Origin of the sequence: Mesorhizobium sp. ES1-4 (assembly GCF_020164745.1) — a bacterium.
Taxonomy (GTDB): Bacteria; Pseudomonadota; Alphaproteobacteria; order Rhizobiales; family Rhizobiaceae; genus Mesorhizobium.
Window position 1 is genome coordinate 87,890 of the sequence record NZ_JAIUGV010000012.1, and the last position, 26,776, is coordinate 114,665.

Consider the following 26,776-nt stretch of genomic DNA (forward strand, 5'->3'; position numbering starts at 1 on the left):
AACGGAAGTCGGGATTTGCAACTGTCGGTCAAGCCAGCGTCGAGCCTGCCACTCAATCCGCATGTCGCGGCATTGCCGCCCTATAATGCCGGCATGAACATCGCGATGGCGCGGGCGCTCAGTGGCCGCCACGACATTGCCCGGCTGGCCAGCAACGAGAACCCGGATGGCTGCTCTCCAGCCGTCCTGGCCGCATTGTCCTCCTCATCGTTCGAACCATGGCGTTATGCCGATCCGGCCTGCACGACGTTGCGAGCAGCACTTGGCGAAAGACTGAGTGTCGATCCCGGCCTGATCGTCGCGGGCAACGGTTCCGAGGAGATGATCGCCGCCATCTCGCGCGCCGTCCTGGTGCCGGGCGCCTCGGTGGTGACGACAGTGCCGAGCTTCGGGCTGCATGAGATCGAGCCGCTGGCGGCCGGTGCGAAAGTCGTCAAGATTGCCATGACGCCGGAGATGGGCTTCGACCTTGCCGCGCTCGAAACGGCGATCGCCGCCGGGCCGCGGATCGCTTTCATATCCTCGCCCTGGAACCCGGTCGGCCCGGGTCTCGATCTTTCCAGCTTGCGACGGCTTATCGCAGCCGTTCGGCCCGGCACGGTTCTCGTCCTCGACGAGGCTTATTTCGAATTCGCCGATGCCGGTGCGCCGGACGGCATCGAGGTGTTGCGCGACAGCTCTATCGACCATGTCGTGCTGCGGACCTTTTCTAAGGCTTATGGCCTTGCCGGGCTGCGCGTGGGTTATGCCGTCTGTTCGGGCCTCGAACTGGCAAGAGTGATCGCGGCAGCCAAGACCCCGTTCAACGTCAACGTGGCGGCGCAGACCGCCGCTGTCGCTGCCCTTGCCGACGAGGGTTGGATGAAGGCGTCGGTGGGGCGCATCAGAGGCGAACGTGCCCGTGTCGCCGCCGCGCTGGCGGGTTTTGGCTTCCAGGTTGCGCCATCACAGACGAACTTCCTGTTCTTCGACTGCAATGGCGACGGTTCGAGCCTTGCCACGGGTCTCCTGGAGCAGGGGATTATCGTCAAGGCGTGGCGCGAGGCCGGCTATGAGCACTTTCTGCGCGTCACCATCGGCTCCCCGGCGGACAACGACCGGCTGCTCGGTGCTCTCCGGGGACTGGTGGGACAATGAGCGGCCTCGCTTCTCCAGGGCAAACAAGCTGGATCGCCCAGGCGGTGCCATTGGCGGTCGTCGACGATATCCGTGATGTCGTCGGCGCCTCGAACGTGCGGACCGGCGACGATCTCGCCGATTGTGGCGCCGGCATTGTTGTCGCGCCTTTGTCGACGGAGGAGGTCGCGGCAGTGGTGCGCATCTGCCGCCGCAACGAGGTTCCTGTCGTGCCGCAAGGCGGACGAACGGGCCTGGTCGGGGGCAGCATTTCGCGGCCGGGCGAGATCGTGCTGTCGACGGCGCGCATGAACCGCATCGAGCGGCTCGATCCGCTTGAGCGCGTGGCGTTGGTTGGCGCCGGCGTCACTCTGGAAACCCTGCAGGAGGCCGCGCTCGAACACCGGCTGGAACCGGGTATCGACCTTGCCGCGCGCGGCTCGGCGACGATCGGCGGCATGGTGTCCACCAATGCCGGTGGGGTAATGGCGTTTCGCAACGGCGTCATGCGCCATCGCGTGCTTGGCCTCGAGGCCGTGCTGGCCGACGGATCGCTCTATTGCGACCTGACCCGGGTGGTGAAGAACTCCGCCGGCTACGACCTGAAGCATCTCTTCATCGGTGCCGAGGGCACGCTCGGCATCGTCACACGGGTGGTGGTCAAGCTCGATCCTTCGCCGCGCGCCACGGCGACCGCGCTGTTCGGCCTGCCCTCGGTCGAGGCGGCCCTGCGGATAATTCGGCTGGCGCTTGAATCGGATGCCGGGCATCTGCGCGCGGCGGAGGCGATGTGGACCTCTTATTTCAGCCTGGCCGCCGCCGCCCATGAGTGGTCCGAACCCAGCGTGCCGCTCGATCAGCCGCTGTTCCTGCTGCTGTCGCTAGGCGGCGCACGCGAAGAGGCGATGCGCGAGGATTTCGAGCGGATCTATTTGGAGACGGTGCAGCAGTATCCCGATGCGACCGGCATCATCGCCGCCTCACGGCGGCAGGAGGACGATTTGTGGCGGCTGCGCGAGGATACCGGCGTGCTCTATCGCGCTCATCCCGATGCGCCTTCCTTCGACGTGTCCGTGCCATTGTCGGAGATTTCAGCCTATCTCGAAAGGATCATACCCGGTCTTGCCGCGATCGAATCAGGTCTCGCGCCCTATGTCTTCGGGCATCTGGCCGATGGGAACCTGCACATCGTGCTCAATCGCCGGGGTCCGCTGGCTCCTCCCATCGCGAAGGCGGTCGAGGACGTCCTGTATCAACAGCTCAGGCAGATTGGCGGTTCCTTTTCCGCCGAGCATGGCGTTGGGTCGAAGCGCATCCATTCCCTGCTGGCGACAGCCGATCCGACGAAGCTCGCCGCGATGGAGCGGGTGAAACGAGCGCTGGACGACCAGTCGATCATGAACCCCGAAAAGGTGCTTCCCTGCGATGCCTGGTTCGTCCGGTCCTGCAGTCCGCTCCCTTCCGGCAACGAGCGCCGATTGCCTCTTAAGAACGCGAGCGATCTCAACGATGAATAGCCACCCGGCGGAACGACAGGGAATGAACGGATTGACCGCAGCTACCAGTCGCCCGGCGGGACCGATGGCGCGCCAAGATGAGAAGGCGTCGCCCTATGCCTCGGATTTTGCGGCCCTGCGTCGGGGATTTCGCGAGGCGGCCGAGCGGGCGGGCGCGGAATTGTTCGAATACCCTCATCCGCTGAACGGGCCGAATGGGGAGGCCCTGGCGACCGATGTGGCGCTGCTTGGCCGCCGTGATGCGCCGAAACAGATCGTGCTCATCTCCGGAACGCATGGGGTCGAGGGGCCGTTCGGCTCGACCTGCCAGACCGCGTGGCTCGCCCAGAAGAACCTGCGGCGCTTGCCCGACGACACGGCGATCCTCGCCATCCACCTCATCAATCCCTGGGGTACGGCGTGGTCGCGGCGCGTCAACGAAGACAATGTCGATCTCAACCGCAACTTCATCGACTGGTCGGCCGCCGCTCCCGTCAACAACGGCTATGCCGGCCTGCACGCCGCGCTTGCCTATCATGAGTGGGAAGGGCCGGACCGGATGGCGGCCGACGAGAAGCTCGCCGCGGCGCGCAGGAAACTCGGGCATGCCGGGCTGGCGGCGGTCGTCGAGGCCGGCCAGTATGAATTCGCCGACGGCATGTTTTACGGCGGCGACGGCCCCGTCTGGTCGAACCGAACCTTGAACGAAATCCTGAAGAGTTTTGCCGGCGAGGCGCGCCAGGTCATCGTCTTCGATCTGCATACCGGCGCCGGGCCCTATGGCTATCCGGCCCTGCTTTCGGTGGCGAGTTCCGAGCATGCCGGCCTTGCCTGGGGCAAATCCATCTTCGGGCCGGCGCTTGCGACAGTCCTGACAGGTCCGGGCGCCAAGACAGGCACTGGCATCGCCGCAACGGCGACCGGTTATGTCTCGGACGCCGTCCGCAAGGCGATGCCGAAGGCGCGCGTGCTGCCGCTTGTCATCGAATGCGGCACGCTGGACGGCCCGACCGTGATGGAAGCGGTGCAGGCCGACAACTGGCTGCATCTGTTCGGCAAGCTCGATTCGCCGCTCGGCAAGCGGATACGGGAAACGCTGCGCTCGGCCTTCATTCCCGACGATGCGGATTGGCAGCGGACCTGCCTTTCCAGCAGCCTGCGCTATTTCGATCGTGCGCTGGCGGACCTGCAGGCTGTCGAGATTGGCCAGGACGAGGTCGTCGCGAAAGAACAGACGTCGCCAATGCTTCGCGCCGCGGTGGTCGCCCAGGCTCTCACCCTCGAACCGAAGACCAGCACGCCAGCCGTGCAGATCGACGAGCTTCACAAGAGCTTCGGCTCGCTTCTGGTGTTGAAGGGCGTCAATCTCACGGCGCATGCCGGAGAGGTGATTTCGATGATCGGCTCGTCGGGGTCCGGCAAGAGCACGTTCCTGCGCTGCATCAACCTTCTGGAGCAGCCGGACGGCGGCAAGGTCGCCATCGACGGCGAGGTCATCAAGATGAAGCCGTTGTCGAACGGCCGTGTCGGGCCGGCCGACATGGCGCAGGTCGAACGGATCCGCGCCCGCGTCGGGATGGTCTTCCAGAACTTCAATCTCTGGCCGCACATGACGGTGGTCGAGAACATTATCGAGGCGCCCCGGCACGTGCTGAAGGAGCCCCGCGAGAAGGCCATCGAGCGGGCACACGCCCTGTTGAAGAAGGTCGGGCTTGCCGACAAGCATGCCCACTATCCCGGCCAGTTGTCCGGCGGCCAACAGCAGCGGGCGGCGATCGCCCGCACGCTGGCGATGCGGCCCAAGGTCATCCTCTTCGACGAGCCGACTTCGGCGCTCGATCCCGAACTGGTTGGCGAGGTGCTGCGGGTGATCCGTCAGCTGGCGGAGGAAGGCAACACCATGATCCTCGTGACGCACGAGATGCAGTTCGCGCGCGAGGTCTCCCACAAGGTTCTGTTTCTCCACCAGGGAAAGGTGGAGGAAGAGGGTGCGCCAGCGGAGCTGTTCGGCAGTCCGCGCTCGGAGCGTCTGCGCCAGTTCCTGGCACGGACACTATGAGGAAGCCGCATCCTCGAAGCGTCCGGTTCGGACAACTGCAATGAAAACCAACGACAAGGGGAACTGATATGAAACTGAAAGTCTTGACGCTGCTCGCTTTTCTCGCGGGAAGCATGGGCAGCGCATTGGCGGCCGAAGGCGAGTTGTCCATCGGCACGGAAGGCGCCTACCCGCCATGGAGCATGTCCGACGCCAACGGCAACGTCACCGGCTTCGACGCCGATGTCGGCGCCTTGCTCTGCACCAAGCTTGAAGTGAAGTGCCATTTCGTCGTGCAGGCGTTCGACGGGTTGATCCCGGCACTGAAGGCCAAGCGCTTCGACGTCATCATCTCGGGCATGTCGATCACCGCCGACCGCAAGAAGGAGATCAATTTCAGCGTCGGATACGCCGAACTGGCCAATATGTTCGTGGCGGCCAAGGGCTCCGATCTCGCCGCCATCACCGATGTCGACACGCTGCTGAAATCGCTCGACGGCAAGAAGGTCGGCGTGCAGGCCGGCACGACGCACGCGCATTTCCTCGAGAAGCGCGCACCGAATGCCGATCTCAAGACCTACGACACGCTCGACCAGATGCAGATCGACCTGGCGAGCGGCCGCATCGATACCGCTTTCGCCGATCAATCCGCCTTGCAGGACTTCCTGGACAAGCCCGACGGCAAGAACTTTCAGCTGGTCGGCGTCGAGATCAAGAGCACCTTCGATCCGACTCTCGGCGAAGGCATCGGTGTCGGCATCGCGCAGGACAACACCGAACTCAAGGCCAAGATCGACAAGGCGCTTTGCGAGTTGATCGCCGACGGCTCGGTCGGCAAGGCCAGCCAGAAATGGTTCAAGACCGACATTTCGCGGCCCTGCAAATAACCGCTGAAAAGCTCTCGCATGCGTCCGGGCTGCCGGACGCATGCGTCTCGTTCACGCGGCACATTTAGGGCAACTCGGATGGAATTCGGTCTCTGGCAGGTTTGGGAAGCGGGTTGGGTCACCGCGATCCTGCGCGGCGCGTCGATAACGATCCTCGTCGGTCTCGTCAGCATGGCGGCCGGTCTGGTGATCGGCATCGTCTGCGGCCTCATCAAATGGGCCCGGATTTTTCCGCTTTCGCTGCTTGTCGATGCCTATACCTCGCTGGTGCGTGGCATGCCCGAATTGCTCATCATCTATCTGCTGTTCTTCAGTTCGGTTGAATTCGTGACCAAGGTCGTGACCGCTTTCGGCTATGCCGGTGTCGCCGAGAGCGGCTATGCGTTCGTCATCGCGGTCATCGCCATCGGTGCCATCTCCGGCGCCTATTCGACCGAGGTCGTGCGCGGAGCGCTTGGCGCCATCCCCAATGGCCATATCGAGGCCGCTCGCGCGCTCGGGCTGCCAGGCGGCCGGATCTTTCGCCGCATCATCGCTCCGCAGATGCTGCGCATCGCGGTTCCCGGCATCAACAATGTCTGGCAGACGACGATCAAGGATACGGCCCTGGTTTCCGTGGTCGGCCTTCAGGAGTTGATGCGCATTTCCTTCATCGGCGCGAATTCCACGCGCCATCCGTTTATTTTCTACCTGATCGCGGCGGTGGTTTATCTCCTCATCACCCTTGTAAGCCAGGCCGGCTTCGACGGGATCGAACGCCTGCTCAGGCTGCGGACGAGAAAAGCAGTATGATAGACCTCATCCAGCTTGCGATCCCCGTTCTGCTCAAGGGCCTGTGGGTCACGGCGGCACTGACTTTTGTTTCGGTGCTGATCGGCTTCAATCTCGGCCTTGGGCTGGCATTGATGCGGCTGTCGCCGAACCGGCTCCTGTCAGGTTTCGCCAAATATTACAGCAATGTCTTTCGCGGGACTCCGCTGCTGGTGCAGATATTCCTATTCTACTACGGGCTTGGCCAGCTTCCCCTCATCAAGGACAATGCGGCTCTGTGGTGGGTGATCAGCGACGGCGCGCGCTGCGCCGTGCTGGCGCTTGCATTGAATACGGCGGCCTACACGTCGGAAATCCTGCGCGGCGGATTGATGTCGGTTCCGGTCGGTCTCGTCGAAGCGGCCCAGGCGTGCGGCATGTCGCGCATGCTGCGGTTCCGCCGCATCGAGTTCCCGCTCGCCATCCGCCAGGCACTGCCGGCATATGGCAACGAGCTGATCCTTGTCGTCAAAGGCACCAGCCTCGCCTCGACGATCACGGTGCTGGAAATCACCGGCTATGCCAAGCGGCTGATGAGCCAGACCTTCGCGATCTTCGAGATATTCGCCATTGCCGGGGTGCTCTACCTGGTAATCAACCTGTTGCTGATCGCGATTATCCGCGTCGTTGAACGCTTTCTCATGCGGCACGAAGCGCCCGCGAACTGATGCTCGAACAGACCGCCGTGGATGTGTCGCCTGGATCGGGTCATTGCGTCACCAATAGCGGCCGGCATTCCGCGAGCATCAGCCCGGTCTCGTGGCTCGACAGGACAACGATGCGTTGCCGGAGCCGGAAAAGCAGCGCGGCCAGGATGCGCTTGCCCTGGTCGGCATCAAGATGCTCGACCGGCTCGTCCAGCAGCACGATAGGCTTCTCGGAAAGCCACGCGCGGGCGAGGTTCAGCCTTTGCGCCTCGCCGAGCGACAGCACGGCCTGCGTAATCCAGCCGTCCAGGCCGCCCGCTTCCCTGATCCGGCCATCGAGTTCCACGGCACTAAGCGCAGTCCACAAATCCTCGTCGCTGGCGTTTGGGGCAAACAGGTTTTCTCGTACGGTGTCGGCAAGAACCGCGGCGTCGTGAGGACAGAAAGAACTCATCGCGCGGCGCTTGTCCGTATCGAGCGCAACGCCATCGGCCAGAACGCATCCGTCGGCGGCATCCAGCCAGCCGGCGATCTGCTTCAACAGGGAGGTCTTGCCGCAGCCACTAGCCCCATGCAGGATCCTCGGTCTGCCGGCCGTGAATGTTGCGCCGAAGGGCCTGCCGAGCAGCCGTCCGTCCGGCGTTCGGCGAACCAGCCGTTCCAGCGTGAGCGAACGGATTTGTTCCGGTGTGTGCTTGTGCGCGGTTCCGTCCGGACCAATGGACCATTTCGCCAGGGCCACGCGGGCTGCCTTCTCGCGTACGGATGCGATCAGGATCCTTGAGACGCCCTGCACGGATTCACCGATGGCAAGCCAAGCGAATGCAAGCAGGGCCGGCGGCAGCAGGGCCGCCCCGCGCAGACCCGTCAACCAGGCGCATATCAGCACACTCAGCATGGCGCATGGCGCCAGACAACCGGCCAGCATGTCGACGACGGCCTGCCGGCGCCGCAGCATCAGCGCGCGCGCCTCGGCACTGGCGTAACCGTCAAAGGGCGCGCCGAGCATGGAATTCCAGCGGCGTTCGGCCTGCAAAGGCACCACGGCCTGCATCGCGGCGCCAAGCAGGCGGGATGCCTCCTGCCGGCTTTCCCGCATTCCTGCCAGATCGGCGTCACCCCTTCCAGTCAGGTAATAGGCCCCGCCGGTATTCGCCGCAAAAAGGAGCAGGATCATCACCATTGCCAGCGGCGCACTCCATAGGGTCGCCGCGAGAAGCAAAACAATGGCGACGCCAAGGGTCGTCGACGGCAGCCCGACCCGCAGGCGTGCATAGTCCACGTCCTCGACGTCGTCGAGAAAATCGGCAAGCCGATCCGGGTTACCAAGTTGCCAGCCTGCCTTGCGCACGGATGGTGCCGCCGCCATGGCGGCAAACAGCGTCGCCCGGCGCAAAACCTGGTCGGTGAGCGCGGCGCGGTGGCCGACCACGCGTTCGCCGTACTTGGCCGCCGTCCGTGTCAGCGCGAACAGGCGTATGAATGCGGCCGGCATGTGAAAGTTGAACGTCAGCGCGGCGGGAGTCAGGCCCGCGAGGGCGACCGCACCGAGAAACCACATCGACACCCCGGTCAGCAGAACCGCTCCCGCCAGGGCCGCAAATGCAAAAAGGAGGGCGAGACGCCATTGTGCCGTGTGCTCGATCTTCTCCCGCGGCAGGGCGACATGCGAGGGGGCGCGGTCGTTCATGCGGCGTTCTCCTCCACCTGTTGGCTTGCCGGCCCTGCTTCGATGGTTTTGCCGGCGAGCATGGCCAGGTCTCTGTCATGCGTCGCCACGACAACGAGCCGGCCGCGCGAAGCGCCGGCAAGCGCCCGGCGCACCATGGCGGCATTTACCGGATCGAGCTTGGCGGTCGGCTCGTCGGCTAAGATGGCTCGGCCCGAGGCCAAAGCCCGCGCAAGACCGATGCGCACCCGCTGCCCGCCCGACAGGTTTTCACCCCCGGCGGTGATCAGCGCATCGAGCCCGCCGGGCAGAAGCACGTCGTCGAGAAGACCGACATTGCCGGCCGCCAGAAGCAGGCGGGTCCGACAGGATTGTCCGGTTCCCCAGCCGATGGCATCGCCGAGGGTTCCTTCAGGCACGTGGATCTCCGTGGAACACCAGGCGATCTCCGGCCGATCAAGCTCCGATCCATCCGATCGCGCCGTCCCGATCCCGGCAACGTGGCGCAGCAAGGTGGACTTGCCCGACCCGCTCGGCCCGGTGATGGCCACAAGGCCGGTTCGGGGCAGGAGCGATGCCGCATGGATCAGGTCAGGGGTCAGGATCGCGGTTTCGAAATCGATGGATCGCGGGCGAGCGGCCAGAACGAGCGTGTCGAGCGCTGTGGCGGCGGCTACGCCCCCGGCCTTGGCGTGATACTGCTCGGCGTAGCGCCGGAACGGTGCGAAATACTCGGGCGCAATCATAAGTATGAACAGGCTTTGCCAGAGCTGCAAACCTGCAAACCCGGGAACGCTCATCAGCTTTAGATGTCCCAGGCCGAGAAATACGGCCAGCACGGCGATCGAAAGGGAGGCGAAGAAGTCGATGATGCCAGCGTTGAGGAAGGCGATCCTGAGAACGCTCATGGTACCCGACGCGTAGGTGTCCAGCCGAGTCTCGAGCTTGCGCCTTTCGCGCGCCAGCCCATGGTTTCCCAGAATTGTCGGCAAGGCGCGGATGCGGTCGGCGAATTGCGCTGCGAGGCGACCGAAGGCCTTCTCCTGCGCCTCGGCGCCGCTACGGATCGCACCGCCGACGAGGACAAAGAAGACAATCATCACCGGCGTCAGCACGACCAGGGCCAGCGCCGCTTGCCAAGAGACGGCCGCGATCGCGGCCGCGGCAGCCGACGGCCCCAGTCCAAGCATGATCGAAGCGAGGCGATGCCCGACTGCCAGGCTGGCGATGGCTTGCGGATAGCGTTGGAGCCCGGCGATGAGTGTTCCGGCCGGCATCGCCTGGACGTCGGCGGGAGAGGCCGCGACAAGGGCACGGCGCGCGGCGCCAAGCAGGCCGTTGGCGACTTTCAGTTCCGTGCTGGCGAGCACGCGGTCTGTCGCAAGACCGGTCACCGATCCAAGGATCAAGCTGCCCAAAGCCGCACCAAACAGCATCCAGTTGGCCCGGCCGAAGATCATCTCGCCGACAAAGATCGCCGAGAGGCCGGTGAAGGCAATCCGCGATCCAATACGGGCCATCTGCAACGCCAAGGCCGCCCGCAAGCTGGGGCCGGCCAGGTTGCGTGCCAGGCGAAGTGTCGCGCTGCCTGGTGCGGTTGGCTGGGAAACGGCGTTCGGAATTGGCTTCTCCGAAGCCTTTGACCGAATTGGGCGGCTTTCATGGCGATTCAAGGCGGCGTTCAACATGAGAGATCAATCCCATGGCGAGGCCTTCGGCGAATTGATGCACATCAAGGGCACGGCCGCGAAACACCATAGTAAAGGGCATCCAACGGAGCCTTCAATGACCAGCCCCTTGCTTGTAGAACTGTCGCGGCTGCAATTCGCGCTGACCGCCATGTACCACTTCCTCTTCGTCCCGCTGACGCTGGGCCTCTCCGTCATGCTTGCCATGATGGAGACAGTTTACGTCATGACCGGCCGAACGATCTGGCGCGACATGGTCAAGTTCTGGGGCGTGCTGTTCGGCATCAATTTCGCGCTCGGCGTCGCTACCGGCATCACCATGGAATTCGAGTTCGGCATGAACTGGGCCTATTACTCGCATTATGTCGGCGACGTCTTCGGTGCCCCCCTGGCGATAGAAGGCCTGATGGCGTTCTTCCTCGAGGCAACCTTCGTCGGCCTGTTCTTCTTCGGCTGGGACAAGCTGTCGGCGCGGGGGCACCTCGCCGTCACCTGGCTTACCGCGCTGGGCACCAACTTCTCGGCTTTGTGGATTCTGGTCGCCAATGGCTGGATGCAAAACCCCGTCGGCTCGGCCTTCAATCCAGACACGATGCGCATGGAAGTAACCGACTTCATGGCCGTCATCTTCAACCCGGTGGCGCAGGCCAAGTTCGTCCACACGGTCTCGGCCGGCTATGTCTGCGGCGCCGTCTTCGTGCTCGGCGTTTCGGCCTTCTACATGCTGCGCGGGCGCCACATCGAGCTTGCCAAGCGTTCCTTCGTCATCGCCGCGGCTTTCGGGATCGCCTCGTCGCTGTCGGTCATCGTGCTTGGCGACGAGAGCGGCTACGCCATCACCGACAACCAGAAGATGAAGCTCGCCGCGATGGAGGCAATGTGGGAGACCGAACCGGCGCCGGCATCCTTCACCGCGTTCGGCATTCCCAGCATGAACGACAGGACGACCCATTTCGGCATTCATATTCCTTGGGTCATGGGCATCATCGGAACCCGCTCGATCGACAAGGAAATTCCCGGCATCTTCGAACTCGTCCAGAAGGCCGAGGGACGGATCCGCAACGGCCTGACTGCCTATGACGCGCTGGAGAAGCTCAAGGTCAACCATGGCGACGCGGTGGCTCGCGCCAGCTTCGACGCAACAAGCAAGGATCTCGGCCATGCCCTGCTGCTCAAGCGCTACATCGAGGATCCACGCCTGGCCAGTGACGACCAGATCAAGCAGGCGGCGTGGTCGACCGTACCGGAAGTGCCGGCGATCTTCTTCACCTTCCGCCTGATGGTGCTGTGCGCCTTCCTGCTGCTCGCCGTTTTCACGATCTCGCTCTGGCATACGATGCGCGAGACACCGGCGCCGCGCTGGCTGTTCGGCATGGCGCTGTTCGCCATGCCATTGCCGTGGGTTGCCGCCGAGGTCGGTTGGTTCGTCGCTGAATTCGGCAGGCAGCCCTGGATTATCGAAGGCACGCTGCCGACCTTCCTGGCGACGTCGGAGCTCGGCATTCCCAACCTGCTCATCACCATTTTCGGCTTCACCGTCGTCTATGGCGTGCTGGCTGTGATCGAGGTGCGGCTCATGCTCCAGGCCATAGCGAAAGGGCCAGTGCTCAGCGCGGAAGTAGTACCTCCCGTTGCACGAGTTCGCCTGGCAGCCGCCCAATAACAAGGAACAACGACGATGATCGATTTTCTCTTCAGCTACGAAACCCTGCGGATCACGTGGTGGGTGCTGCTGGGTGTCCTCCTGATAGGCTTCGCGGTAACCGACGGCTTCGACATGGGGGTCGGGGCGCTGCTACCCTTCGTCGCCAAAACTGATATCGAGCGGCGTGTCGCCATCAACACGATCGGACCAGTCTGGGAAGGCAATCAGGTCTGGTTCGTCCTGGGCGGCGGCGCTATCTTCGCCGCCTGGCCGGCGCTCTATGCCGTGAGCTTCTCAGGCTTCTATCTCGCCATGTTCCTGGTGCTGTTCGCATTGATCCTGCGCCCGGTTGGCTTCAAGTACCGGTCCAAGCGCGAAGATCCGCGTTGGCGTTCGAACTGGGACTGGGCCCTGTTTATCGGCGGCGCCGTGCCGGCGCTCATCTTCGGCGTGGCGGTGGGGAATGCGTTGAGGGGGGTGCCGTTCCACTTCTCCACCGAGCTTCGGCCGACCTATGAGGGCACCCTTTTTGGGCTGCTCAATCCGGTGGCTCTCTATTGCGGACTGGTCTCGTTTTCCATGCTGGTCATGCATGGCGCGGCATGGCTGACCTTCAAGGCGGAAGGGCCGGTCGCCGACCGCGCCAGGATCATTGGCGGCAAGGCGGCGCTTGCCGCCGCTATCCTGTTCGCCGGCGGCGGCGTGTTTGTCTGGCTAGGGCTGCTCGGCGGCTATGAGATGACGAGCGCCATCGTCTGGGACGGACCGTCAAATCCGCTTGCCAAGACAGTGATCGCGAATGCAGGCGCCTGGCTGCGCAACTTCCACGCCACGCCCATTCTCTGCCTGGTGCCCGCCTTGGGGATTGTCGCCCCCCTGGTCGCCGCCGCCGGCTTCAGCGCGCGTCGCGAAGGCCTCACCTTGCTCGCATCGAAGCTCGGCGTGATCTGCATTATCGCAACCGTCGGCCTGGCGATGTTTCCGTTCATCCTGCCGTCAAGCACAAACCCCAGCCATTCTTTGGCGGTGTTCGACGCATCCTCGAGCCGGGCGACGCTGCGCAACATGCTGATCGCGACGGTCGTCTTCCTGCCGCTCATCCTCGCCTACACGGCCTGGGTCTACAGCGTGCTTTGGGGCAAGGTCAGCGCAGCTTCGGTGCGCGAAGCCGGCTCGTCGGCCTACTGACAACAAGATTGGAGATTGCGACGATGTGGTACTTTGCCTGGATCCTCGGCCTCGGATTGGCCACCACGGTCGGCATCCTGAATGCTCTCTGGTACGAGTTGCGCGCCGTTCGCGCGCAGCCCTCGGGACAGGTGGAGCACCTCAAAACCCCGTGAGACTTCGCAACCGAACCCGGTTGCGAAGCGATAACGCGATCAGCCTGCCGACGGCAAACCTTGCGCACGCCAGGCGCTGATGCCGCCACCCATATGCGTGTCATGGGGCAGGCCGGCAGCCATGGCGATGTCAATCGCTTGCGATGACCGGCCGCCCGCATGGCAATAGAACACGACGGGTTTGCCAGGGGGGATGCGCTCCATCTCGTCACGAAGCTGGCCCAACGGGATATGAATGGCGCCGGCTATGTGCCCGGACGCCCACTCGCTGTCCTCCCTGACATCGACAAGCGTGACGGCGTCGCCCATCTGGCGCACCTCTGCCGGCGTCAACGTCCTTTTCGCCGAGCTCGCTCCAAAACCAAACATTGCATTTCTCCTGTTTCCGCGGGCCAGCCATGCCGCGCCGCTTGCGAGATTTTCGAGGCTCATGCCCGGTTTGACGAGGCGCGGGCGATAACGGGCGCCTGTCGTCAGGAACAGAAAGCCGAGTGAAGCGCTTCAACGACCGTGAGCACTTCCGGCCGGGTGATGCGATAGTAGACGGTCGTGCCGTCGCGGCGCGACTCGACCAGGCCGTCAGCGCGCAACCGCATGAGCTGCTGCGACATCGGCACCTGCTCGATCTCGAGCAGGTCGCGCAATTCCGCAACCGAGCGCTCATCCTTTCCCAAAGCGCAGAGGACGAGAAGCCGCTGCGGATGCGACATGCTCCTGAGCAGGTCCGCGGCCATTCCCGAAGCCGGTATCATCTCTCTTACATTCATACTCTTGAATTTATGATATTTGAATGTTAGATGCAAGCCCTTCACCGACCCGCGACGGCACAACCTCGCCAACGCGCCGGCCGGTCTGGAAATTGAGCCTGATCAAAGCAAGCTTGCGGCTAGCCTGTCAGTTTTGCTCCATCGAGAAACATCGGGAGGAACCTATGTCACACGTCGTCGTCCTGGGAGCCGGTCTGGGCGGGACCATAATGGCCTATGAGATGCGGGCGAAGCTGCGCCCCGAGGACAGTCTGACCGTAGTCAATCTCGGCACATCCTATTCCTTCGTTCCTTCCAATCCGTGGGTGGCCGTCGGCTGGCGCAGCCGCACCGACATTACCGTCGATCTCGTCGCAACCTTCAAGCGGCGCGACATCGCGCTCAAACCCGAGGGCGCCAGGAAGGTGTATCCGAAAGAGAACCGGGTCGAACTCAACGACGGCACGTTCGTCGACTACGACTATCTGATAATCGCGACCGGGCCCGACCTCGCTTTCGATGAGGTCCCGGGTCTGGGGCCTGCCGGATACACGCAGTCGATCTGCCATATCGACCATGCGACCGCCACCAAGGCGAAGGTCGATGAACTCATCCTCAAGCCGGGTCCGGTGATCGTCGGCGCCGTCCAGGGGGCTTCCTGCTACGGCCCCGCCTACGAGTTCGCCTTCATCCTCGACACCGCGCTGCGAAGAGCCAAGGTGCGTGATCGTGTGCCGATGACGTTCGTGACGCCGGAACCGTATATCGGCCATCTCGGCCTCGACGGTGTGGGCGACACCAAGGGACTGCTTGAGAGCGCCATGCGCGAGCGGCACATAAAATGGATCACCAACGCCAAGGTGTCGTCGGTCGACGAGCAGGTCATGCATGTCGAGGAGGTGAACGAGGATGGCTCGGTGAAGGCCAGGCACGACTTGCCATTCACCTTCTCGATGATGCTGCCGGCATTCCGCGGCGTGCCCGCGGTGAAGGACATAGAGGGCCTGGTCAATCCGCGCGGCTTTGTCACCATCGACAAGCATCAGCGCAACCAGACCTATCCGAACGTTTTTTCGATCGGCGTCTGCGTCGCCATTCCTCCGGTCGGCAAGACCCCGCTGCCCGTCGGAGTGCCGAAGACCGGCTTCATGATAGAATCCATGGTCACGGCGACGGCGGAAAACATTGGCGCACTCTTGCGCGGCGAGGACCCGCGGGCCGTGGCGACCTGGAATGCGGTCTGCCTGGCCGACTTCGGCGATGAAGGTATCGCCTTCGTGGCCCAGCCGCAGATCCCCCCGCGCAACGTCAATTGGTCGTCGCAAGGCAAATGGGTGCACGCGGCCAAGGTCGGGTTCGAGAGATACTTCCTGCACAAAGTCCGGCAGGGCAAAAGCGAGACCTTTTACGAAGGGCTCGCCCTCGACCTGCTCGGCATCAAGAAGCTCAAGGCCATTCACTTGGAGCCGGCGGAATAGCGCGCGGCACGGATTTCAGGAGACATGACTATGACGATCGACAAAGCAGTTCTGATGTTCGCGGGGTTCATGGTGCTGATCTCCCTGGCGCTCGGCTACTTCTATTCACCCTATTGGTTGCTCCTGGCCGCCTTTGCAGGGGTCAATATGGTGCAGGCCTCGGTCACCGGCTGGTGTCCGGCGGCCATCGTGTTCAAGAAAGCCGGCTGCAAGAGCGGCGTCGCCTTCAAGTAACATCCGACCTGGAGCGTTCAGCGTTTGATAGAAATCGCTGAACCGCTCTAACCCTTTGTTTTCACGCAATTCCGGACACCTTTCCTGGAATTGCTCTTGGCAGGACGGATGGCTATACGGCAGGTGCCGGGCGCCTGCCGTTCCTTCAATTCGTTCGAGGACGGCTCATCACCATGAAATATAAACGGTCCACCCTGCTCGGCGCGCCTTTGCTCGGCATCACTCTGCTCGCCGCCGGCGCCGCCCTGGCCGGGGACTTCACCGTCAAGGCGGTCACAGTCACCGAGATGAAGGCCGTCTATGGCCAGGTCGAAAGCCGTACGATCGTGGCTGCCCGCGCGCGGATTTCCGGGACCATTTCAGATGTAAGGGTGACGGAGGGCGCCGAGGTTAGGAAAGGCGACGTGATCGCCACCGTGGTCGACGACAAGATCGTGCTGCAACTGCACGCCGCCGACGCCAAGATCGCCACTCTCACCGCACAATTGGAGAATGCCCGCACGGAACTTCAGCGGGCCCAGGATCTGCTCGCCAAAGGGGCCGCGACTCAAAGCCGTGTTGACGCTGCGCGGCTCCAGTTCGACGTCGTCACCAATCAGCTTGCCGCCGCCGCCGCCGACAAGGCGGTGATAGAGCAAGGCGCCAGGGAAGGCGACACGCTGGCGCCGGCGGACGGCCGGGTGCTGACGGTTCCCGTGACGGCCGGTTCGGTGATCATGGCGGGCGAGCCGGTCGCCCGGATCGCATCGGGGCAATACTATTTGCGCCTGTCGCTGCCCGAACGACACGCGACGGAAATCGCCGAAGGCGCGGCGGTCGATATCGGCGAACGCGGCACCGGCGCGGATGGCGGCTTCGTCAAGGCAAAGGTGGGCCGCATCGCCAAAGTGTATCCCGAGATCGAAAACGGCCGTGTCATCGCCGATGTCGAGGTTGCCGACGTCGGCACCTATTTCGTCAACGAACGCACGCTCGTCTCGATTCCCATCGCCAAACGCAGCATGCTTGGCGTGCCGCCTCAGGCAGTCAGGACGGTGCATGGCATCGATTACGTCACCGTCGACACAAACGACGGACCGCTCGACGTCGCCGTGGTGCTTGGCGAACAGTATGCGGATGGTGGCCAGCCGCGCATCGAGGTGCTGAGCGGTCTCGCCGACGGCGACAGGATCGTCCTGCCATGAAACTGGGCATCGCCGGCGGACTGACCCGCGCCTTCATCGCGTCGCCGCTGACGCCGCTTTTCCTGCTGGCGGCGCTGGCGCTCGGTCTCGTGGCCCTCGTCACGCTGCCGCGCGAGGAGGAGCCGCAGATTTCGGTGCCGATGGTCGATTTGCATGTCTCGGCCAACGGGCTGAGGGCGGAGGACGCCGTCAAGCTGGTGACCGAGCCCCTGGAGACGATGGTCAAGAGCATCGACGGGGTCGAACACGTCTATTCGCAGACGAGCGACGACGGTGCCCTGGTGACAGCCCGCTTCAAGGTCGGCACCAGCTCCGACGCGGCCGTCCTGCGGGTGCATGCCAAGGTGCGTGCCAACATGGACAAGATACCGGTCGGGATCCCCGAGCCGCTGATCGTCGGGCGCGGCATAGACGACGTCGCCATCGTGGTCGTGACACTGACGCCCACGCCCAAGGCGGTCAGCCGCTATTCCTCCGCTGACCTGACACGCCTCGCCAAGGAGTTGCAGGTGGAGGTCGCCAAGCTGCCGGATATCGGGCTGACCTACATCGTCGGCGAGCAGCCAGAGGAGATCCAGGTCGAGCCGAATCCTGAAAACCTCTCCCTCTACGGCATCACGCTGCAGCAACTCACCGCCAAGATCGCCGGCGCCAACCGCTCGTTCCAGATCGGCACGGTGCGCGACGACGGCGAGCAGCGCGTGCTGGTGGCCGGCCAGACGCTGCAGGCGCTGTCCGATATCGGCAATCTCCTGCTGACAGCCCGCGACGGCCGACCGGTCTATGTGCGCGACGTCGCCCGCATCGTGCTTGCGACCTCACCGGCCGAGAACCGGGTGATGAACATCGCCAAGTCGGACAAGGGCCTGGACAGGGCCGCTGCGGTCTCGCTGGCGATCGCCAAGCGGCCGGGCACCAATGCCGTCGTCATCGCCGAGGCCGTCGTCCAGAGGCTGGAGCAGGTGCGCGGCGAAATCTTCCCCAAGGACGTCCAGATGCTCGTCACGCGCGACTATGGCGAGACGGCGAACGAGAAGGCCAACGAGTTGCTCTTCCATCTCGGTCTGGCGACGATCTCCATCGTCGCGCTCGTGGCCATCGCCATCGGCTGGCGCGAGGCGCTGGTGGTGGCCGTGGTCATCCCGACGACGATACTGCTCACGCTTTTCGCCTCGCGCATCATGGGCTACACGCTGAACCGGGTCAGCCTGTTCGCGCTGATCTTCTCGATCGGCATCCTCGTCGACGACGCCATCGTGGTCATAGAGAACATCGCCCGCCACTGGGCGATGGACGATGGCCGCTCGCGCAGTCAGGCGGCGATCGACGCGGTCGCCGAGGTCGGCAACCCGACCATCGTGGCAACGCTGACCGTGGTGGCGGCACTGCTGCCGATGCTGTTCGTGTCGGGCATGATGGGCCCCTATATGAGCCCTATCCCCGCCAACGCTTCGGCGGCGATGCTGTTCTCCTTCTTCGTCGCCGTGATGCTGACGCCATGGCTGATGATGAGGTTCGGCAAGAAAAGCCATGCCGCCGCGCGCGCGCATGGAGCCGCCGGCCATGGCGGCGCGCTCGGGCGCGCCTACGTCGCCGTTGCCCGGCCGATTCTGAAGACGCGCGCGCGTTCCTGGACTTTTCTCCTGCTGGTCGGCGTGGCGACGATCGCCTCGATGGCGCTGATCTACACCAAGCACGTCACGGTCAAGCTTCTGCCATTCGACAACAAGAACGAGTTGCAAGTGGTGGCGGATTTGCCAAAGGGTGCGTCGGTCGAGGACACCAACCGGCTGCTTCAGGCCGTTGTCGACCGCCTCGCCGGCATGCCCGAGGTGGTCTCCTTCCAGACCTATGCGGGCACGGCGGCGCCGTTCAATTTCAACGGCCTGGTGCGCCACTACTATCTGCGTTCCGATCCGCAGCAGGGCGACGTGGCGGTCAATCTGCTGGGCAAGAGCGAACGCGGCCGCGAAAGCCATGCCATTGCGCTCGACATGCGTGAGCGGCTGAAGGGCATCGCCATGCCGGCCGGGACAGTTCTCAAGGTGGTCGAGCCGCCGCCTGGCCCGCCGGTGCTGGGAACGCTGCTGGCCGAAATCTACGGCCCGGACGCCGAAACCCGTCGCGCCGTGGCGCAGAAGGTGCGCGAGACCTTCACCAACATCCCCTTCATCGTCGATGTCGACGACAGCTTCCACAACCAGCCGCAACGCGTGCGGCTGTCGATCGACCAGGACAGTCTCGAATACTACAAGGTCGAGCAGTCCGACGTATACGACACTCTAAGCTCTCTCTATGGCGGCAGCACGGTCGGCTATTCGCATCGCGGCGGCGGCCGCCAGCCGATCCCGATCCGCGTGGCGCTGTCGAAGAGCGGCAGCGTCGTCGACCAGCGCGCGCTGGCCACACCTGTCGCCGCCAACGCGCTGCCCGGCGCCCGCGATGTGGTCGAGCTCGGCGACGTGGTGCGCGTCAGCCGCGAGCCGGCCTCCTACCCAATCTTCCGCCACAACGGGCGGCCGGCCGAAATGGTCATGGGCGAGCTGGCTGGCGAGTTCGAGGCGCCGATTTACGGCATGCTCGCCGTCGACGACGCCATCGCAAAGGCCGATTGGGGCAATTTGCCAAAGCCGGCAATCGCCCTGCACGGCCAGCCCGACGATGAATCCAGGCCGACACTTCTGTGGGACGGCGAATGGGAGGTGACCTGGGTGACGTTCCGGGACATGGGGGCTGCCTTCATGGTCGCGATCCTCGGCATCTATATCCTCGTCGTCGCGCAGTTCGGCTCGTTTCGCCTGCCATTGGTCATCCTGACGCCGATCCCGTTGACCCTGATCGGCATCATGGTCGGCCACTGGGCCTTCGGCGCGCCGTTCTCGGCCACGTCGATGATCGGCTTCATCGCGCTGGCCGGCATCATCGTGCGCAACTCGATCCTGCTGGTGGATTTCATCCGCCATTCCAGCGGAACCGGCCGGCCACTGGTTGATATCCTGCTGGAGGCCGGCGCCATTCGCTTCAAGCCGATCCTGCTCACCGCGATCGCGGCGATGATCGGCGCCGCGGTGATCCTGACCGATCCTATCTTCCAGGGGCTGGCGATTTCGCTGCTGTTCGGCCTTGCCTCGTCCACGCTGCTGACAGTCCTCGTCATTCCCGCCATCTACGTGGCGTTGCGGAGCCAGAAGCAACCCGCGGGCTGACCGCACGACGGTCGGAAATGCTCGGCTTGGCGATCCGCATGAGGTTTGGAGGCGCCGATAAAGCCCGTGGGCAACGCAAGGAAATCGATGCGGCTTCTCGTTATCCTCGGGGAGCCGAAGATCCTCTTCGACGAAACGCTTTGTCATTCCGTTCGGGCGCCATTTGCGCTGCATCAAAGCCACTTGCGGCCCGCGGCGTTAAAAATTGGAACCAGCAAACCGAGCTGGCGGTTTGAACACGGGAAGGGCCGCCTGGCGGCCAAGACCGCCGTGGTCACATAGCCGTCGGCGCGATGTGCGATGGTCGCAAGACCAACGGAAGCGGGAGCCAAATCGAACCTTGCCGGTTTCGATCCGATAGCTTGGGCCCTCAGGTCCGCCAATCTCGCGAAAGCAGAGGAATGGGAAATGGACGAACTTTCGAGACCGTCGACCGATAGCAAGCGTTTGTCCGAACAAGAGCTGCGCGACATCGATGCCTATTGGCGCGCCGCGAACTATCTGACGATCGGGCAGATCTATCTGCTCGACAATCCGCTGTTGCGCGAGCCTCTGAGGCTCGATCACGTCAAGCCGCGGCTGCTTGGCCATTGGGGAACCTCGCCTGGCCTGAGCTTCATCTATGCGCATCTGAACCGCGCGATCAGGCGGCGTGACATCGACGTCATCTATGTCTGCGGTCCCGGCCACGGCGGGCCTGCAATGGTGGCCAACACCTATCTCGAGGGCACCTACGGCGAGCTCAATCCAGATATCTCGCAGGACGAAAACGGCATGAAGAAGCTGTTTCGCCAGTTTTCTTTTCCAGGCGGCATCCCCAGCCACGCGGCGCCGGATGTCCCCGGCTCGATCCACGAGGGAGGCGAATTGGGTTATTCCCTGTCCCATGCCTATGGCGCGGCATTCGACAACCCGGATCTGATCGTCGCCTGCGTGGTCGGCGACGGCGAGGCGGAAACCGGACCGCTTGCCACCGCCTGGCACTCCAACAAGTTCCTCAATCCGGCGCACGATGGCGCGGTGCTGCCGATCTTGCATCTCAATGGCTACAAGATCGCCAATCCGACCATTCTCGCGCGCATTCCCGAGGAGGAGTTGCGCACGTTGTTTGTCGGTTATGGTTATGAGCCGCTGTTCGTCGAGGGCCACGAGCCTGCCTTGATGCACGAAAGGATGGCCGTGGTGCTCGACGATGCCCTGGACCGCATCAAGGCGATCCAGCAGGAAGCCCGCGGCAGCGGCGCGACGGCGCGGCAGCGGCCACGCTGGCCGATGATCGTGCTGCGCAGCCCAAAGGGCTGGACCGGTCCCAAGGAGGTCGATGGGCTTAAGACCGAGGGCTTCTGGCGGTCGCATCAGGTTCCGCTTTCCGGTCTTGCCGAAAATCCGGCGCACCTGAAGATGCTGGAGGAGTGGATGCGCAGCTATCGGCCCGAGGAGTTGTTCGACGCGGTGGGTGCGCCAGCGGCCGCGATCCGCGCCACCGCTCCGGAGGGCTTGCGGCGCATGAGCGCCAATCCGCATGCCAATGGCGGCCTGCTGCGCCGCTCGCTCGATCTGCCAGGCCGGCATCAGCACGCGATCGCGGTCGAGCGGCCGGGAGCGGTCAAGACCGAGTCGACACGTGTCATGGGTCAGTTCCTGCGTGACGTGATGGCACTCAACCAGGGCGCCAGGAATTTCCGCATCGTCGGCCCTGACGAGACGGCGTCAAACCGGCTTCAGGATGTGTTCGATGTCACCGAGCGCGTCTGGATGGAAGAGATCCTTCCCGAGGACGTCCATCTCGGCCGAGACGGCAGGGTGATCGAGATCCTGTCGGAGCATACCTGCCAGGGGTGGCTGGAGGGCTATCTTCTGACCGGTCGGCATGGCTTTTTCTCCTGCTACGAGGCCTTCACGCACATCATCGATTCCATGTTCAACCAGCATGCGAAATGGCTCGATGCCAGCCGCAAGCTGCCCTGGCGCCGGCCGGTATCGTCGCTGAATTACCTGTTGTCGAGCCATGTCTGGCACCAGGAGCACAATGGCTTCAGCCATCAGGATCCGGGCTTCATCGACGTGGCCCTGAACAAGAAGGCCGATGTCGTGCGTGTCTACCTGCCGCCGGATGCCAACAGCCTTCTGTGCGTGACCGACCATGTGCTGCGGACGTGGAACCGTATCAACGTCATCGTCGCCGGCAAGGCGCCATGCTGGCAGTGGCTGGCGATGGAAGATGCGATCGTTCATTGCGATGCCGGCATCGGCATCTGGGACTGGGCGTCGACCGACCATGGCGCCGAGCCGGACCTGGTGATGGCCTGCGCCGGTGACGTGCCCACGCTTGAGACGCTCGCCGCCGTCCAGATCCTCAAACAATACATTCCAGACCTGAAGATCAGGGTGGTCAACATTGTCGACCTGATGACGCTGCAGCCCAAGGAACATCATCCACACGGCCTGTCGGACCGCGACTTCGACGCGCTGTTCAGCAGGGACAAGCCGGTGATCTTCGCCTACCACGGCTATCCGTGGACCATCCATCGCCTGACCTACCGGCGAACCAACCACCAGAACATTCATGTGCGCGGCTACAATGAAGAAGGCACGACCACCACGCCCTTCGACATGACCGTCCTGAATGGCCTTGACCGGTATCATCTCGTGCTGAGCGTGCTGGACCGTATCCCCGAACCAACGGGCGCCCATGTCGGGCTGAAACACGCGATGGAAGGCAAGCTGATCGAGCATCACGCCTATATCCGTGCCCATGGGCAGGACATGCCGGAAGTTCTCGGCTGGAAGTGGGAGCAATAGCCGATGGCACCCCAGTTGGCCCGCATCTACGCCGGTCGGCGGTTGGCATGGGCGTTCGATCGACCATGAATGATGCAATCCTGGTCCTCAACGGCGGCTCATCGAGCCTGAAGTTCGCCGTCTTCGAGGCGCGCGAGGATCTTTCCCTGCTGTTGCGCGGCAGCGTCTCCTCTATCCGGCGAAACCCGCGCCTGCGCACCGAGGCCACCGCTGCCTCCCCTGAAGTCGACAGGAGCCTCGGCGGTGGGCCGATCGATATCGCCGGAGCCTTCTGCGCCGTGGCCTCGGTACTGGCTGAACGCGATCTTCTGGGGCATATCGGCAAGATCGGGCACCGGATCGTTCATGGTGGCCGGGACTTCGTCGAAGCGGTACGACTCGATGCCCGCACGCTGGCCGCCTTGCACAAGCTGGAGCCGCTGGCGCCCATCCATCAGGCCATCAATCTCGAGATCGTCGCGCTGGCGGCCGGGATGCTGCCGCAAGCCATCCAGGTCGGCTGCTTCGATACGGCGTTTCACACTGCCCGGCCACCGCTTGCAAAAATTTACGGGCTGCCGCGTGAACTGTCCGAGCAGGGGATCGTTTCCTACGGCTTTCACGGACTTTCATACAGCCACATCGCCGAAAAGCTTCGCACGCGCTACGGCGCCGGCGCCGGCGGTCGCGCCATCGTTGCCCATCTCGGCAGCGGAGCAAGCCTTTGCGCCATGCTGGCAGGGACAAGCGTGGCCACAACCATGGGGTTCTCAACGCTCGACGGCCTTGTCATGAGCACCCGCTGCGGTGCACTGGATCCGGGCGTGATCCTGCACTTGCTGCAGGAGCGGAAGCTATCGAGCCAGGACCTGACCACCCTTCTCTACGAACGCTCGGGGCTGCTGGGCGTGTCCGGCATTTCGGGGGACATGCAAGCGCTGCTCGATGCGAAAGACCCTGCGGCCATTCAAGCCGTCGATCTTTTCATCTATCGTGTCGGCCGCGAGATCGGGTCACTTGCCGCCGCGCTCGGAGGGCTCGATACGCTGGTGTTCACCGCCGGGATTGGCGAACACGCGCCAGTGATCCGGCACAAGATCTGCAAAGCCGCCGAATGGCTCGGCCTGGCGCTTGATGAAGACTTGAGCCAAAGCGGCAAGGAACTGGTCAGCGCGCCAACGTCACGGGTCGATATTCTCGTCATTCCCGCCGACGAGGAACAGGCCGTGGCACGGGCACTGCTCGAATTCTAGGCTGCCTGGCCACGGCCGCAACGCGTGCCAATGTCTATTTCGGCAATCGAGCGCCCTGCTTGCGCCGCACCAGGACGAGCGTCGAATCATCCGGATCCGTGGTGACGGAGAAGCCCATCTCGCGCTCGAGTTCGATCGCTGCGCGGTTTTCCCGGTTTTCGATGGACTCGATCGATTCCAGACCGAGCTCATCGGCATGGCGCGCGATGTGGGCCAGCAATTCCCAGCTCACCCCCAAATGCTTGCGGTCGTCGCGAATGCACACCGCGACTTCACCACGACTGTCAGCGGGATCGCTGGCGAGCGTCGCTACCGCGATCAACATGCCGTCCGGAGCGAACGCCAGGAAATTATGGGTGTGCGCATCGTCGGAGCGGGTCATTGCAATCAGCCGTTCGTGAGAAACCTCGCGCACGGCGCCGAGAAAGCGGAAGCGCAGATCTTCAGGCGTCACATGGGTGAAGAACTCGGCCAATGCCGGCTCATCTTCAGGGCGCGCGCCGCGCACTTCAAAGCAGAATCCGGTGTGAGTGGTAAGGGTCTTGCTCATCGTCGTCCGATCCTTGAGTGGTCTTTTGGCGTTATCGTCTGGCGGCGAGGGCCCTATTCGCCCATGTCCTGCAGGACGTCCCGCTTGAGGATTTCGAGGCTGCGCAGGCCGAGCAGGCGGATGACGCCCTTGTCCTTCAGGCGGGTGAAGACCCGCGACACCGTCTCGATGGTAAGGCCGAGATAATCGCCGATATCCATTCGCGACATCGGCAGATCGACCTGGCGCAAACCGCCCTGGCGTTCAGCCATGTCGACGAGGAACGCAGCCACGCGCTCCAGGGCATTCTGGCGGCCGAGGACCAGCAGGTGTTCCTGAGCCCTGATCATCCCCTTGAGCGCCAGCGGCAACAACTGCCGGGACATGTCCGCGGCAGGGGCGATCCGCAAGACGCGGACACCGGTCGCGTTGATCGCCTCGGCGAAGAAATGATGCATCGCGTCAGCCTCGAAGCCGAATGTTTCGCCAGCCATATGAAAGGCGCTGATCTGGCGGCGGCCGTCAGCCAGCAGGCGATATACGCGCACGGCGCCGAATTCGACCTGGTAAAGCGGTCCGGCCTTTTCACCCTGGGCATAGATTTCCGTACCGGCCGGGAAGAAGCTGACCGGCTGTAAATGTGCGCCATCCAGAACCGGAGACGCGCCGTGCTGCGTTGGCAGTTCGATGTTGGCGATCTGTTGAGCTGACATGGCTGTGTTCCCGGTTGATCCGTGACAACAGCAATCGCGCGAATTCGAGCCCGCCGAAATTCGGTTATGTCCCTAAGGACAACTACCTATGGCAGCTGACGGCACCAAAGCGGGATAGTAGCCCCGAGGCGCCCGGAATCGAGCAGATGTAGATTGGACGCATGACAAGCGATTTCGCGGCCTGGCCGCAAGCAGGGCGGGGGGGTCCGGGGCGGCACCATGGCCGCCGCTTAGCGCCGACGGCGCCGAGGACGATCAGCTCGACATGAAGCGACTGAGCCAGACGTCGTCAAGCAGCGAACGGGTCATGCCGCCGAATACCCATTCCCGGGCGCGGCTATGTCCGTAGGCGCCCGATACGATCAGATCGGCTTTGACCGAGCATACGAAGTCGCTCAGCGTTCCCTGCGCATCGACGGCCTTCAGCACTTCGGTGCGCGCCTTGACGCCATGGTGGAGCAGGAAGCCTGCCGCATCCTTGATTCCAGCTTCGATCCAATCGGTCGGCCGAGGGTCGATCGTCGCCAGGATCACCTCGTTCGCGGTCAGCATGAGCGGCATGGCGTCCGCCAGTGCCCTGCGCGCTTCACGCGTATCCTTCCATGCCACCACGATCTTGCGCGCCGGCAAATGCTCCGAGCCATGAGCGACGACAATCACCGGCCTGCCGGCGCGCAACACCACGGTCGCCGGATCCGCGGCTCTGTAGGAATCGCCGGTCAGTACCCCCTGCGAGGCGGTCGTCAGGACAAGATCGGCCGCGCGCGCGTTCAGGGCCACGGCGTGATTCGGTTTGTCCACCGCTCTTCGCCATTCCGTCACCACCGTACCGCCGGCAAGGCTGTCGAACTGTCCCTGCAGATCCTTGCAGCGCCGGAGGATTTCTTGCTTCGACTGCTGCCACAACTCGGCGGCCAGTTCGGCACCCTCTGGCGCCATTGTCACCGGCAGGGGGGCGTCGGCCGCGCAGCACCCGATCAGCCGGGCGCCGAACCTCTTGGCGAGATCGATTCCCACCTTGGCAATCGGTTCGATCGGACCGTCGATATCCACGTTCAAGAGGATGGATTTGTAGGTCATGCGCCAGCGCCTGTTTTGCGTGTCCCGATGGCTGAAACTAGCTTGCGCGATTGGACTTGCCTTGACAGCGATCAAAGGAGGCACGGGACTGTAAAATTCGCACGTCGGCGAACAATCGGCGCGCAATGCTGGATCTTCGTCGAGGGCATCCGCCGCCTTGCCCAGGTCAAATCGTACCGGAGCCGACCGGCTTGACCGGGATCAATGTTCCGCGCAGCCGCCCTGTCATGCTT

General features: G+C 63.6%; 23 protein-coding genes. 16 read left to right on the forward strand and 7 right to left on the reverse strand.

The window, feature by feature from the left end; all coding sequences use genetic code 11:
- Window positions 1-15 precede the first annotated feature (15 nt).
- The 6 genes from hisC (at window position 16) to LB556_RS22685 (ending at window position 7,015) form a co-directional block, all read left to right on the forward strand.
- Window positions 16-1,137 carry a histidinol-phosphate transaminase gene (gene hisC / locus LB556_RS22655; protein WP_224569946.1) on the forward strand — a complete coding sequence of 374 codons (1,122 nt, stop codon included), beginning with the start codon at window positions 16-18 and terminating at the stop codon, window positions 1,135-1,137.
- Window positions 1,134-2,633 carry an FAD-binding oxidoreductase gene (locus LB556_RS22660; protein WP_224569947.1) on the forward strand — a complete coding sequence of 500 codons (1,500 nt, stop codon included), beginning with the start codon at window positions 1,134-1,136 and terminating at the stop codon, window positions 2,631-2,633. The genes hisC and LB556_RS22660 overlap by 4 nt, the downstream gene beginning before the upstream one ends.
- Before the next feature lie 64 nt (window positions 2,634-2,697).
- On the forward strand, window positions 2,698-4,671 hold the full coding sequence (locus LB556_RS31880; RefSeq protein ID WP_318011303.1) for a DUF2817 domain-containing protein: 1,974 nt from the start codon (window positions 2,698-2,700) through the stop codon (window positions 4,669-4,671).
- Window positions 4,672-4,739: 68 nt separating this feature from the next.
- Complete coding sequence (locus tag LB556_RS22675) at window positions 4,740-5,537, forward strand: transporter substrate-binding domain-containing protein (RefSeq protein ID WP_224569948.1); 798 nt, start codon at window positions 4,740-4,742, stop codon at window positions 5,535-5,537.
- 78 nt (window positions 5,538-5,615) lie between these two features.
- Window positions 5,616-6,329: an ABC transporter permease gene (locus tag LB556_RS22680; RefSeq protein ID WP_224569949.1), complete on the forward strand. Its 714-nt coding sequence runs from the start codon at window positions 5,616-5,618 to the stop codon at window positions 6,327-6,329.
- Window positions 6,326-7,015, forward strand: a complete 690-nt coding sequence (locus LB556_RS22685; protein ID WP_224569950.1) for an ABC transporter permease — start codon at window positions 6,326-6,328, stop codon at window positions 7,013-7,015. The genes LB556_RS22680 and LB556_RS22685 overlap by 4 nt, the downstream gene beginning before the upstream one ends.
- Window positions 7,016-7,055: 40 nt before the next feature.
- On the opposite strand, the gene LB556_RS22690 is transcribed toward LB556_RS22685, so the two are convergent.
- Together LB556_RS22690 and LB556_RS22695 are read right to left on the reverse strand one after the other, a co-directional pair.
- Window positions 7,056-8,684 (reverse strand): ATP-binding cassette domain-containing protein, encoded by a 1,629-nt coding sequence (locus LB556_RS22690; protein ID WP_224569951.1) that lies wholly within the window; start codon window positions 8,682-8,684, stop codon window positions 7,056-7,058.
- The gene (locus LB556_RS22695; RefSeq protein WP_224569952.1) at window positions 8,681-10,183 is read right to left on the reverse strand and encodes an ATP-binding cassette domain-containing protein; all 1,503 of its coding nucleotides are present in this window, start codon (window positions 10,181-10,183) and stop codon (window positions 8,681-8,683) included. The genes LB556_RS22690 and LB556_RS22695 overlap by 4 nt, the downstream gene beginning before the upstream one ends.
- A 265-nt stretch (window positions 10,184-10,448) precedes the next feature.
- Here LB556_RS22695 and LB556_RS22700 point away from each other — a divergent pair, with 265 nt between their 5' ends.
- From LB556_RS22700 to cydX, 3 genes are read left to right on the forward strand one after another with little or no spacing between them, the layout of a single operon-like run.
- The gene (locus tag LB556_RS22700) at window positions 10,449-12,014 is read left to right on the forward strand and encodes a cytochrome ubiquinol oxidase subunit I (protein WP_224569953.1); all 1,566 of its coding nucleotides are present in this window, start codon (window positions 10,449-10,451) and stop codon (window positions 12,012-12,014) included.
- A 15-nt stretch (window positions 12,015-12,029) separates the two neighbouring features.
- The gene (gene cydB / locus LB556_RS22705; protein WP_224569954.1) at window positions 12,030-13,184 is read left to right on the forward strand and encodes a cytochrome d ubiquinol oxidase subunit II; all 1,155 of its coding nucleotides are present in this window, start codon (window positions 12,030-12,032) and stop codon (window positions 13,182-13,184) included.
- Between the two features lie 23 nt (window positions 13,185-13,207).
- Window positions 13,208-13,339 (forward strand): cytochrome bd-I oxidase subunit CydX, encoded by a 132-nt coding sequence (cydX, locus tag LB556_RS22710; RefSeq protein ID WP_224569955.1) that lies wholly within the window; start codon window positions 13,208-13,210, stop codon window positions 13,337-13,339.
- 39 nt (window positions 13,340-13,378) lie between these two features.
- On the opposite strand, the gene LB556_RS22715 is transcribed toward cydX, so the two are convergent.
- Both LB556_RS22715 and LB556_RS22720 read right to left on the reverse strand, forming a co-directional pair.
- The gene (locus LB556_RS22715) at window positions 13,379-13,708 is read right to left on the reverse strand and encodes a rhodanese-like domain-containing protein (RefSeq protein ID WP_224569956.1); all 330 of its coding nucleotides are present in this window, start codon (window positions 13,706-13,708) and stop codon (window positions 13,379-13,381) included.
- 104 nt (window positions 13,709-13,812) lie between these two features.
- Window positions 13,813-14,073 (reverse strand): ArsR/SmtB family transcription factor, encoded by a 261-nt coding sequence (locus tag LB556_RS22720; RefSeq protein ID WP_224569957.1) that lies wholly within the window; start codon window positions 14,071-14,073, stop codon window positions 13,813-13,815.
- Window positions 14,074-14,270: 197 nt separating this feature from the next.
- On the opposite strand from LB556_RS22720, the gene LB556_RS22725 reads away from it, so the two are divergent.
- The 7 genes from LB556_RS22725 (at window position 14,271) to LB556_RS22755 (ending at window position 24,221) form a co-directional block, all read left to right on the forward strand.
- A complete protein-coding gene (locus tag LB556_RS22725; RefSeq protein WP_224569958.1) occupies window positions 14,271-15,563 on the forward strand; it encodes an NAD(P)/FAD-dependent oxidoreductase in 1,293 nt (430 codons plus the stop codon).
- Window positions 15,564-15,593: 30 nt separating this feature from the next.
- Window positions 15,594-15,797 carry a DUF2892 domain-containing protein gene (locus LB556_RS22730; protein ID WP_224569959.1) on the forward strand — a complete coding sequence of 68 codons (204 nt, stop codon included), beginning with the start codon at window positions 15,594-15,596 and terminating at the stop codon, window positions 15,795-15,797.
- A 173-nt stretch (window positions 15,798-15,970) separates the two neighbouring features.
- Window positions 15,971-16,981: an efflux RND transporter periplasmic adaptor subunit gene (locus LB556_RS22735; protein ID WP_224569960.1), complete on the forward strand. Its 1,011-nt coding sequence runs from the start codon at window positions 15,971-15,973 to the stop codon at window positions 16,979-16,981.
- On the forward strand, window positions 16,978-20,187 hold the full coding sequence (locus tag LB556_RS22740) for an efflux RND transporter permease subunit (RefSeq protein ID WP_224569961.1): 3,210 nt from the start codon (window positions 16,978-16,980) through the stop codon (window positions 20,185-20,187). The genes LB556_RS22735 and LB556_RS22740 overlap by 4 nt, the downstream gene beginning before the upstream one ends.
- 87 nt (window positions 20,188-20,274) lie before the next feature.
- Window positions 20,275-20,469: a hypothetical protein gene (locus LB556_RS22745; RefSeq protein ID WP_224569962.1), complete on the forward strand. Its 195-nt coding sequence runs from the start codon at window positions 20,275-20,277 to the stop codon at window positions 20,467-20,469.
- Between the two features lie 126 nt (window positions 20,470-20,595).
- On the forward strand, window positions 20,596-22,989 hold the full coding sequence (locus LB556_RS22750; RefSeq protein ID WP_224569963.1) for a phosphoketolase: 2,394 nt from the start codon (window positions 20,596-20,598) through the stop codon (window positions 22,987-22,989).
- A 65-nt stretch (window positions 22,990-23,054) separates the two neighbouring features.
- The gene (locus tag LB556_RS22755; protein ID WP_224569964.1) at window positions 23,055-24,221 is read left to right on the forward strand and encodes an acetate/propionate family kinase; all 1,167 of its coding nucleotides are present in this window, start codon (window positions 23,055-23,057) and stop codon (window positions 24,219-24,221) included.
- A 34-nt stretch (window positions 24,222-24,255) separates the two neighbouring features.
- Here LB556_RS22755 and LB556_RS22760 read toward each other — a convergent pair whose 3' ends face one another.
- The 3 genes from LB556_RS22760 to LB556_RS22770 all read right to left on the reverse strand — a co-directional run bounded on the left by LB556_RS22760 (window position 24,256) and on the right by LB556_RS22770 (window position 26,543).
- Entirely contained in the window at window positions 24,256-24,771 is a 516-nt protein-coding gene (locus LB556_RS22760; RefSeq protein WP_224569965.1) for a GNAT family N-acetyltransferase, read from the reverse strand.
- Window positions 24,772-24,824: 53 nt separating this feature from the next.
- A complete protein-coding gene (locus tag LB556_RS22765; RefSeq protein ID WP_224569966.1) occupies window positions 24,825-25,463 on the reverse strand; it encodes a helix-turn-helix domain-containing protein in 639 nt (212 codons plus the stop codon).
- A gap of 255 nt (window positions 25,464-25,718) precedes the next feature.
- Complete coding sequence (locus LB556_RS22770; protein WP_224569967.1) at window positions 25,719-26,543, reverse strand: universal stress protein; 825 nt, start codon at window positions 26,541-26,543, stop codon at window positions 25,719-25,721.
- Window positions 26,544-26,776 lie beyond the last annotated feature (233 nt).

Excerpts from the sequence above, each read along its gene's own strand:
- LB556_RS22755 (WP_224569964.1), top strand. The coding sequence starts at position 23,055 with ATGAATGATGCAATCCTGGTCCTCAACGGCGGCTCATCGAGCCTGAAG.
- LB556_RS22745 (WP_224569962.1), top strand. The coding sequence starts at position 20,275 with ATGCGGCTTCTCGTTATCCTCGGGGAGCCGAAGATCCTCTTCGACGAA.
- LB556_RS22725 (WP_224569958.1), top strand. The coding sequence starts at position 14,271 with ATGTCACACGTCGTCGTCCTGGGAGCCGGTCTGGGCGGGACCATAATG.
- LB556_RS22675 (WP_224569948.1), top strand. The coding sequence starts at position 4,740 with ATGAAACTGAAAGTCTTGACGCTGCTCGCTTTTCTCGCGGGAAGCATG.
- LB556_RS22740 (WP_224569961.1), top strand. The coding sequence starts at position 16,978 with ATGAAACTGGGCATCGCCGGCGGACTGACCCGCGCCTTCATCGCGTCG.
- LB556_RS22680 (WP_224569949.1), top strand. The coding sequence starts at position 5,616 with ATGGAATTCGGTCTCTGGCAGGTTTGGGAAGCGGGTTGGGTCACCGCG.
- LB556_RS22770 (WP_224569967.1), bottom strand. The coding sequence starts at position 26,543 with ATGACCTACAAATCCATCCTCTTGAACGTGGATATCGACGGTCCGATC.
- LB556_RS22685 (WP_224569950.1), top strand. The coding sequence starts at position 6,326 with ATGATAGACCTCATCCAGCTTGCGATCCCCGTTCTGCTCAAGGGCCTG.
- LB556_RS22765 (WP_224569966.1), bottom strand. The coding sequence starts at position 25,463 with ATGTCAGCTCAACAGATCGCCAACATCGAACTGCCAACGCAGCACGGC.
- LB556_RS22735 (WP_224569960.1), top strand. The coding sequence starts at position 15,971 with ATGAAATATAAACGGTCCACCCTGCTCGGCGCGCCTTTGCTCGGCATC.
- cydB (WP_224569954.1), top strand. The coding sequence starts at position 12,030 with ATGATCGATTTTCTCTTCAGCTACGAAACCCTGCGGATCACGTGGTGG.
- LB556_RS22720 (WP_224569957.1), bottom strand. The coding sequence starts at position 14,073 with ATGGCCGCGGACCTGCTCAGGAGCATGTCGCATCCGCAGCGGCTTCTC.
- LB556_RS22690 (WP_224569951.1), bottom strand. The coding sequence starts at position 8,684 with ATGAACGACCGCGCCCCCTCGCATGTCGCCCTGCCGCGGGAGAAGATC.
- LB556_RS22700 (WP_224569953.1), top strand. The coding sequence starts at position 10,449 with ATGACCAGCCCCTTGCTTGTAGAACTGTCGCGGCTGCAATTCGCGCTG.
- cydX (WP_224569955.1), top strand. The coding sequence starts at position 13,208 with ATGTGGTACTTTGCCTGGATCCTCGGCCTCGGATTGGCCACCACGGTC.
- LB556_RS22695 (WP_224569952.1), bottom strand. The coding sequence starts at position 10,183 with ATGGCCCGTATTGGATCGCGGATTGCCTTCACCGGCCTCTCGGCGATC.
- LB556_RS22715 (WP_224569956.1), bottom strand. The coding sequence starts at position 13,708 with ATGTTTGGTTTTGGAGCGAGCTCGGCGAAAAGGACGTTGACGCCGGCA.
- LB556_RS31880 (WP_318011303.1), top strand. The coding sequence starts at position 2,698 with ATGGCGCGCCAAGATGAGAAGGCGTCGCCCTATGCCTCGGATTTTGCG.
- LB556_RS22750 (WP_224569963.1), top strand. The coding sequence starts at position 20,596 with ATGGACGAACTTTCGAGACCGTCGACCGATAGCAAGCGTTTGTCCGAA.
- LB556_RS22660 (WP_224569947.1), top strand. The coding sequence starts at position 1,134 with ATGAGCGGCCTCGCTTCTCCAGGGCAAACAAGCTGGATCGCCCAGGCG.
- LB556_RS22760 (WP_224569965.1), bottom strand. The coding sequence starts at position 24,771 with ATGAGCAAGACCCTTACCACTCACACCGGATTCTGCTTTGAAGTGCGC.
- LB556_RS22730 (WP_224569959.1), top strand. The coding sequence starts at position 15,594 with ATGACGATCGACAAAGCAGTTCTGATGTTCGCGGGGTTCATGGTGCTG.